This is a genomic window from Paraburkholderia ribeironis (assembly GCF_900019265.1).
Taxonomy (GTDB): domain Bacteria; phylum Pseudomonadota; class Gammaproteobacteria; order Burkholderiales; family Burkholderiaceae; genus Paraburkholderia; species Paraburkholderia ribeironis.
Map to the genome: position 1 here is coordinate 1 of NZ_CYGX02000130.1, position 7,856 is coordinate 7,856.

General features: G+C 55.3%; 9 protein-coding genes. All 9 read left to right on the forward strand.

Annotation, left to right across the window (positions count from 1 at the left end):
* Positions 1-157: 157 nt before the first annotated feature.
* Positions 158-352, forward strand: coding sequence for an NUDIX domain-containing protein (locus tag BN2475_RS31935; RefSeq protein WP_094783355.1), 195 nt, complete (start codon positions 158-160; stop codon positions 350-352).
* Between the two features lie 538 nt (positions 353-890).
* Positions 891-1,214: an H-type lectin domain-containing protein gene (locus BN2475_RS31945; RefSeq protein WP_094783357.1), complete on the forward strand. Its 324-nt coding sequence runs from the start codon at positions 891-893 to the stop codon at positions 1,212-1,214.
* Between the two features lie 588 nt (positions 1,215-1,802).
* Entirely contained in the window at positions 1,803-2,036 is a 234-nt protein-coding gene (locus BN2475_RS31955; protein WP_425435594.1) for a hypothetical protein, read from the forward strand.
* Positions 2,011-2,451 carry a hypothetical protein gene (locus BN2475_RS36060; RefSeq protein WP_245841727.1) on the forward strand — a complete coding sequence of 147 codons (441 nt, stop codon included), beginning with the start codon at positions 2,011-2,013 and terminating at the stop codon, positions 2,449-2,451. The genes BN2475_RS31955 and BN2475_RS36060 overlap by 26 nt, the downstream gene beginning before the upstream one ends.
* Positions 2,448-3,218 carry a class I SAM-dependent methyltransferase gene (locus BN2475_RS31965; protein WP_094783358.1) on the forward strand — a complete coding sequence of 257 codons (771 nt, stop codon included), beginning with the start codon at positions 2,448-2,450 and terminating at the stop codon, positions 3,216-3,218. Before BN2475_RS36060 ends, BN2475_RS31965 begins: the two co-directional genes overlap by 4 nt.
* 17 nt (positions 3,219-3,235) lie before the next feature.
* Positions 3,236-4,591 carry an aminotransferase class I/II-fold pyridoxal phosphate-dependent enzyme gene (locus tag BN2475_RS31970; protein ID WP_218023754.1) on the forward strand — a complete coding sequence of 452 codons (1,356 nt, stop codon included), beginning with the start codon at positions 3,236-3,238 and terminating at the stop codon, positions 4,589-4,591.
* A 20-nt stretch (positions 4,592-4,611) separates the two neighbouring features.
* On the forward strand, positions 4,612-5,952 hold the full coding sequence (locus tag BN2475_RS31975; protein WP_094783360.1) for an NAD(P)/FAD-dependent oxidoreductase: 1,341 nt from the start codon (positions 4,612-4,614) through the stop codon (positions 5,950-5,952).
* 39 nt (positions 5,953-5,991) lie between these two features.
* Positions 5,992-6,411 carry a nuclear transport factor 2 family protein gene (locus tag BN2475_RS31980; protein ID WP_159444643.1) on the forward strand — a complete coding sequence of 140 codons (420 nt, stop codon included), beginning with the start codon at positions 5,992-5,994 and terminating at the stop codon, positions 6,409-6,411.
* A gap of 964 nt (positions 6,412-7,375) precedes the next feature.
* A partial coding sequence (locus tag BN2475_RS31990) for a hypothetical protein (protein ID WP_143326015.1) occupies positions 7,376-7,856 on the forward strand: 481 nt, incomplete at its 3' end.

Sequence of the window (7,856 nt, forward strand, 5' to 3'; positions counted from 1 at the left end):
TTTTTCAAGCAGAAGACGGCATACGAGATTCGCCTTAGTCTCGTGGGCTCGGAGATGTGTATAAGAGACAGTCCGGGAACTGTGCCTAAAAGCGTTTATGCTCTGCAGAGCATAAGCGCTTATCGTGGTCAGGGGCCAAGTTGGGAAGTCCACAGCCATGATTTCGTTTGACACTGGAAGCCACCGTTTCAAACTCAGCGCCGCCGCCGTCATCTTCCAGGACGAATACGTGCTATTGCATCAGGTGGACGGGGACGAATTTTGGAGTCTTCCCAGCGGCACTATCGAACCCAGCGAGCATGCTGCACAGACGGTGATTCGCGAAATGCAAGATGGCTTGATGTTCAGGTAGTGTTAGTCGCTCTTAATAAGGATGACTACCGTTACCGGTACGCGTACAGTCTACGTTCGTCAACTTGACAAAGCCCTCCGACGTCTACAAGGCCAAAGAGCGGGGGATTGCTCGATGACGCGCTGGAGAACACCGATGAGTCGGTCAAGGCACTGTTGAAGTACCGACGGAACTCAGGAAGCGCCGGTCATCTCGAGCACGACGGCCTTGAATCTTCCGCGTCGTGTCGCGGTTGCCTTCATGCCGGGACGGCTGGCGACGAAGATTTTCACCAGTCCGGCGAAGATCGATAGCCGTTACGCGTCGTGGCTGGACAGGCCGGCCGCCGCGTCGCTGGCACCGCTCGACCCACAGACACCGGCCTGCGGTCACCGGCAAAATGTATCAATCTAAACCCTTTTCCACGAATGTCGACTGCCTGGATGGGGAGGTTGTAAAGGCCTCGGGCGACTCCTAAAACTGCATTGCGGTCATGTGCCGCGCGGCAACAGCCGTCCCGCCTGAGCGGGACCACTCACACCAGTCTGGAGGCTTCGCGATGGAACAGAAAATTATCGGTACCCATTCGGTTGGTCCGTTGAAGGCGCCGTCCGGCGCGCCGCCGTGGCGCAATGCGCCGCTCTCGGTCGAGGTGCCGTTTCCGGCGGCCTTTTCGAGCCCGCCGGTCGTCATCGTCAGCACACTCCAGGACCCCAAATGGACGGGGCCCATCAACGACACCTTTGCGACGACCGTGACCAGGGTCACCAAGACCGGCTTTACGGTGCATATCGTGCGCGTCGATACGGTCAATCCAGACTACGTGACCTACGGCTGGGACCAGAACCTGCAGCTTTCCTACATGGCCGAAGTGCCGGCGTGAGCCATGCGCCCCTGTCGGTGTTGCCATGCATGTTGGCGGGGCGCTCGGTTCCGTGGGCACGTATCAGCGCGATCGGCTCGCCGGGGATGATTTCGATGCGACATTCACGCTGGATTCCCGTCCGACGCGAATCCATTTCGACCAGCAACACACTGCGCCCGTCGCCGGCCGATTCGAGACGCACGTTGCGACGGATCATCTCCGGGACCGGATCGAGCCATATCAGCAGTTGTAACGTGCCCGCGCGCCGGCAAAAGGGGAAGACGAAATGGAAACCCTCCTGTAAAGGCTCACCGGCAGCCCCTCCACAGAAGCTCACCGCAGGTCTGGCCACTCATAAAGTGGGTCCTGAAAACGGCGCTCCGCCATGGCAGCGGAGCGCCGCCCAGGCGCCGCGTTTACTTTCCTTTCGATCCACTTCGTTTCGCGTCCTTCCGTTGCGCCAGATCAGACGCGGCGACTTCCTTCTGTTTGGCTGTCGATTTCGGATCACGCAATAGGTTATCAATAGTAATTTGCGCGTTTGAAAGGTGAGCTTATGCAGGGGCAGAAATGGTGCAGTTGACGGTAAAGGGAGCGGTCGGCGAGATGGACCTGCTCACGCAGCACGAAGCGGAAACCGGCCGCCTGTGCCGAACATTGCGTCTGGAGGCGAGTGACGATGGAAAAAGTGTCGTGCTCATCGAGGTCGATGAACGCAAGGTCGGCATCCAGCGCGAGTACCGGTTTGAAGTCACCACCGGCGACCTGATCGCGTTGATTCGCGCTCACGGCGCGGAGCTGCCTGGAGAAAATCATGTCCGTACTGCCGACGCTTCCTGATCGCGAGCGGCGACTCACGGCCGCGCAGTTTCATCAGCTCGCGGATGTGCCGCCCGAAGCCGAGTGGTTTGCCAATCTGGACAACCCGCGCACGCGTCGCGCCTATCAGGCTGATCTGCGCGACTTCATGAATTTCACCACCATTTCGCGGCCGGAAGACTTTCGCATCGTCACGCGAGCGCATGTGCTGGCGTGGCGCAAGGTGCCATGCGGACCGCACGTTCCCGGACTTCAGCAGAAAACTTGTTCATGGCTTCATTCTCTCAAGAGTCGGAGCCTCCACCAAAAACCGAGACCGTTCAGTTTCCGGACCTCTAGACAGCTGATAAAAAAGGAAATCAAAAAAATAGAGTTCAATAGATTGAATTCACAACAAATAAACCTCACAGTCCACTCCAAAACGGTGGCCCCATGACAAACGAAGCAGCCCAGCAGTTCGACCAATTAGCCTCACTGTATGAGGACATGTTCACATGGTCGTTCCGCAAGCATTTCGAAGTCCCAACCGCATTAAGGGTAGCCGGGGATGTTCGAAATTTGACTATCATGGACTTTGGTTGTGGAGGTGGCGGATATACGCGACTCCTCAAAAAAGGCGGCGCAAAGCAGGTTGTCGGATACGAGCCGACTCCGGGAATGCGAGATTACGCGTTGAAACAAGCTAGGCAGAACGGTTTACTGGACGTCTCCTACATATCGGATCTTTCCGCACTCCCTCGCGATTTAGCTGGAAAATTCGACCTTCTGCTCAGCATTTATGTCCTCCCTTATGCAACAGGCAAAGAAAAGCTCGACGCAATGTGCGCTGAAAAAGCGTCTCTGATTCGTCCCGGCGGCCGTTTCGTTGCAGTAACAATTAATCCAGACCTCCACCCCGACTCGCAGTATTACAAGCGTTACGGACTAAGCTTTAGTCCAGATGACCCGAAAAAGGAATCATACGGCGACGGGAGTCGCTTGCGTCTCGAGCTCGACTACCACGGCTATACCGGAAGCGTGCATGCTTGGTACTGGAAACATCATTCGGTGGAACAGGCGCTGGAACAGGCGAACATACACTCGATTTGCTGGCACCGCTTGGAAATGCAACCGAATCATCGGAAAAGACGAAATGTTCCGGACGATTTGCGACCATATCAGGACCAACCCCATGCCATCGTAATCGAAGGCGTTCGCGGGTAGCTCAAAGGAACACCACCATGTCTTCCATTCATAAAATTGATTCGCCAACCATACCTAATGAACGTATCTATCAAAATACCACCGGCACCTTGATGATGCATCTCAAGCGGGCCGGCGTTCGTGATGTCGACACCATCGCCGAGCAGATGGATGATCTTCGCCAGCAACAACTGAGCGAGGGAATCTACAGTTTCGACTCGTTTTCCTGTCTCGGCAGTGATGCAAGTTCACCGATTGCCACGTCCCTGAATCAGGCTCCACATGACTGTGTCATTTGGTCCACCAACCTGTATCTTGGTTTGAATCGCCATCCCCAGATCATCGAGAAAGTCGTGGACGCAGTCCAGCGCTTCGGTACCGGTTGCGGTACATCAGCCATATCGGGCGGCATGAATATTCTTCATAAGAAGATCGAAGCCAAGCTTCAGCAATGGCTTGGGAAAGAATCTGTCATGCTTTTCCCGACCGGGTTTACGGCGAACATGGGGGCGCTGGCCGCGTTGTGCCAGGAAAACGACCACGTTCTGATCGACGAGGAATCTCACGCATCGATACGCGACGGCATCCGCTTGTCGCCGACGCGGCGCTGGATTTCCTTTGGTCATAACTCTATCGAAGACTTGCAGCGCAAGCTGGAATTCTCACAGAGAGAATGCACCGGGAAGATCATCGTGGTGGTGGAGTCGGCCTACTCGATGAGCGGTGATATCTGCCCATTAGCGGAACTTGTCGCCTTGAAGCGGTGCTTCAATTTCTTGATTTTCGTCGATGAAGCGCATTCTTTCGGGCTGTATGGAGAAGGCGGTCGCGGACTTTGCTACCAAGAGAACGTCATTGATCAGGTCGATTTCATCGCATCGACCTTTTCCAAGGCCGCAGCGTCCATTGGAGGATTTGTTACAACAGAACGCCGATTCGTCTCCTACTTTCAATGGAGCTCCAACGCCTACGCTTTCCAGGCCTGCTTCACCCCGGCCGACGCTGCGGCAGTATTGGCCGCGCTAGAAGTCATCGAAACGAGCCCCGACATCGCACGAACTCTGCACGAGAAGAATGCCTATATGAGATTGAGGCTCAAGCGCGCAGGTTTCGATCTCAGGAGCAGTCAGACGCCTATTGTGCCAATCTACATATCGGATACGGAAAAACTACTGAAGATCTGCTTCGAACTGTACAAGCGCGGCGTCTTCTCAGTGCCAGTAGCCTACCCCATGGTGGGCGCCAACGATGGGCGAATCCGTTTGATCGTCAATGTCAGGCATAGCTACGAGCAGATAGATCGCACCGTCGATCTCCTTGATGATTTGGCAAAGGAGTTCGAACTATTCAATGCGAAGGATATGAGAACACCGTCGTCTCTCTCAAACATCTGAATTGTTCTCAGGAGTAGTCCATGGAACAGTTTGACGTGATCGTCGTCGGCGCAAGTGTATCCGGCTCTCCGACTGCGATGCTGTTTGCGCGCGAAGGCTTTAAAATTTTGCTGATCGACAAAAAGATCTTTCCACGAGATACGTTGTCCACGCATTTCATTTGGCCCCGCGGTTTGAGCTATCTCCATCGCTGGGGGATAGCCGAGTCGATCCTGCAGCGAACGCCGCATTTCACTCGAATGGAAGTCGTTGTGGAAGGAATTCGGCTGTATGGCTCGGTTCCGCTCGCCGATGTACAGACACGATTCAAGACGCTGCATGGCAACGCCGACGGCGCCACCGACGTCTATTGCGGTCCAAGACGCTTGCTTCTCGATCACGCGCTGATTAAAGCAGCGGCAACGGCTGGGGCCGACGTGCGACAGGGCGTCACGTTCACCAGACCGATCGTCGAAAACGACGAAGTCAGAGGCATTCACGCCGTAACACAACAGGGCACCCCGTTCGAAGCACGCGCGCGATTGGTGATCGGCGCGGATGGCCGTTTCTCCGGCTTCGCCAAGGCAGTCGGCGCCCCGATGCTCGAATATCGATCATCCTCGACGTTCGCGCACTTTGGTTATTTTTCGGGTATCAGGAAGGATGAACTCACGATACGCAACCGCGGACGCTTGGGTACCGCGATTTTTCCTACCTCCGATGGCACGCATATGGTGTTGGTATACGGACCGAACTCGTGGTGGAGCGCTTTTCGGGGCGACGCTGAAGCCAACTTTTTCAAGACTTACGAATTTTGCGATCCAGAGACGGCCGAAAAAGTCCGTGGCGGCCGGCGCGAAGAGCCGTTCAAGGCATACGGCACGATGCCGGTGTTTCAACGACAGAATGTGGGGCGGGGATGGGCACTGATCGGCGACGCGGGGAGCTGCAACGATCAGGTGACCGCAATGGGCATCACCCATGCATTTCGCGACGCCGAACTCATCAGCCATACCCTTGGCCAAGGGCTCGACGGTAAATTATCTCTCGACCAATCGCTTGAGGTCTACCGAGCCAAGCGCGCAAATGATTACGAGGAATATTTCGACTTCGTTTGCGATGTTGCCAAGATGAAGCGCCGCAGCCGAACGGATCTACGAGCCCTGTACGATATTAGCATTGACGCGCAAAAGACGAATGAATTTCTCGCTCGATTTGGCGATACGTGCCCCATGGTGGAACAAAATTCAACTGTTCAGCCTAATACATCCACGCTTCCCGGACACCTTGCCGGATATCATGATGACGGGCCCGGTTACGAAGCGAATCTTTACGTTCCTCCCTCCATTGCTTCCGCAGAAGCAGCACCTCTGGACGGTTGATATTTTGGATTGGATCTATGATGCGCTGGGAGCATAGACGTGGCCAACTCAAATGTAATAACAAGGATCTACCAACTCCTCGAAAGTGGAGATACTTTCTCGTTGCTAGATTTATTTCACCCTGAAATTACGTGGAACGAGGCTGAGAGCAATCCTTATCACAGCGGTAATACATGGCACGGGCGTGATGCCGTCAAGAGAAATCTGTTGAGCCGCATTCCGGAAGACTGGTTGGAGTTTGGCATCCATCCTTCACGCTTTCACCTTGGGGAGGGCGTGATTATCGTCGAGGTCCGATACAAGGGAACTCACAGACGCACCGGGAGGGCCCTTGATGCGCAAGCTTGTCACATCTGGACGACACAGGACGGCAAGGTTACCAGCTTTCAACAATATACGGACACCGCGAAACTGAGACGCGCAATGGGCTTTGATGCCGAGTTCATTCACCAACCGTAGTCGCCGCGGTACTGTCGCAATAAGGAAGCTGACCGGGGAGAGCGCGGAAATATAGAGGACTACTTATGCAAAGAGCGAGTAGAATTGCTGGACGGGAGAGAGTGCCTTATTGCCATCGTTCATCTGAGCTTTGCGAAAAAAAAAGGTTTGCGTTGGCCGTCGAGATTGGGAGGAAGCTGGGATTCCCAACATGCAGCTCTGGGAGTTCGAACTTCTTGGAAAGTTTCTCTGTTACAGGATTCAACATCCGTCGGCTCAGTCGAAGGCCTCTGCGGCGGCACGGCGGCGCCTAGTGGAAGTCCTTGCCCAGACGCTACCGCAAGGGCGGCTAGTTTCCGCGTCAGCGGCCGGCGCGGGCGGCTCCGCTATCGCCTCATGCGAACCATGAAGCAGCGTGTACGGATAATGCTCGTTCAGAGGCGAAAAGCGCTGTGGCACTCGGCCCGCAAGCCAGTCGCCGGAACGAAGCGAGATGCGGCAGATGACCGTAGGTCACAAATGGCCGCCATGTACGCTGAGCACAGAGAGTTGTTCAAGCGACTAGAGGACGCGTGAGCATGACAACAGTAGCGACAACATCTCACATAGCAGGGGACGCCGCGGAGCCGTAGGGGTCCATGTTGTGCATTACGGATACCCACCGCATCTGAAGAACCGGCACCGTGAATGTCCGCTACTTGGTGAATTGGAGGTCGCCTAAGGGTCGAGTAGCGACCGCCGCGTTCGGCGAAGAGCGCCCACCGCCGGTCGTTGGTCGGTGCTGCCGCGCAGAGTTTGAAGAGTCGGCTGTGACGACCATGTCGTACCCGCTGGCAAATGAACCAATGTAGAAGCGTGACGGTGACGCGCCGCGAGTTCGCGTGAAATACCTGCGGTAAAATCGCTGTTCGCGCATCCCTAGCGGGTCACGCGGCATCTCTGTCGCTCAGGGGCCATATAGCTAAATATAAGCGGGGAAAAGTGTATGGATTACGGCCAGCTTGATGAAATAGCCGAACCGCTCAGTGAGCATTGGGCGCGAAGAATGGGTGAGAATGTTCATGAGCTTGTCGCCCCAATCTGGGAAGGCTCGATTCTCCCATCTCTGAAGGCGAATGCACTTGCAGGAAACTGGACCGGGGAAGAGTTCAGAGGGCGGTGCGTTCGCGCGATTGGGCTAACTATCGATCTGTTTGATGCCCTGCATAACAATGCACGCGGGGATTTCACCTCGAATGACGAGAAGCCGCGTTACTACTGGATACACCAGCGGTTTGACATGTTGCGGACAAACGATGCGAAGCGGGGGATCAGCATTGACAAGGACGAGATGCTGCGTGTGGCTGCGGACTACCTGAGCCACCCCGAAATCCGCACCAACGCGTTTGATTGGCTGCTGCTCGATGCGATCGTATTCGCGGAACTGGATGCCTTTGCACATTTCGTTCTACTGATTGCAGGTTTTG

Bases quoted from the DNA above. Each gene is read 5' to 3' on its own strand.
- BN2475_RS31935 (WP_094783355.1), top strand. From the start codon at position 158: ATGATTTCGTTTGACACTGGAAGCCACCGTTTCAAACTCAGCGCCGCC.
- BN2475_RS31965 (WP_094783358.1), top strand. From the start codon at position 2,448: ATGACAAACGAAGCAGCCCAGCAGTTCGACCAATTAGCCTCACTGTAT.
- BN2475_RS36060 (WP_245841727.1), top strand. From the start codon at position 2,011: ATGTCCGTACTGCCGACGCTTCCTGATCGCGAGCGGCGACTCACGGCC.
- BN2475_RS31955 (WP_425435594.1), top strand. From the start codon at position 1,803: ATGGACCTGCTCACGCAGCACGAAGCGGAAACCGGCCGCCTGTGCCGA.
- BN2475_RS31945 (WP_094783357.1), top strand. From the start codon at position 891: ATGGAACAGAAAATTATCGGTACCCATTCGGTTGGTCCGTTGAAGGCG.
- BN2475_RS31975 (WP_094783360.1), top strand. From the start codon at position 4,612: ATGGAACAGTTTGACGTGATCGTCGTCGGCGCAAGTGTATCCGGCTCT.
- BN2475_RS31970 (WP_218023754.1), top strand. From the start codon at position 3,236: ATGTCTTCCATTCATAAAATTGATTCGCCAACCATACCTAATGAACGT.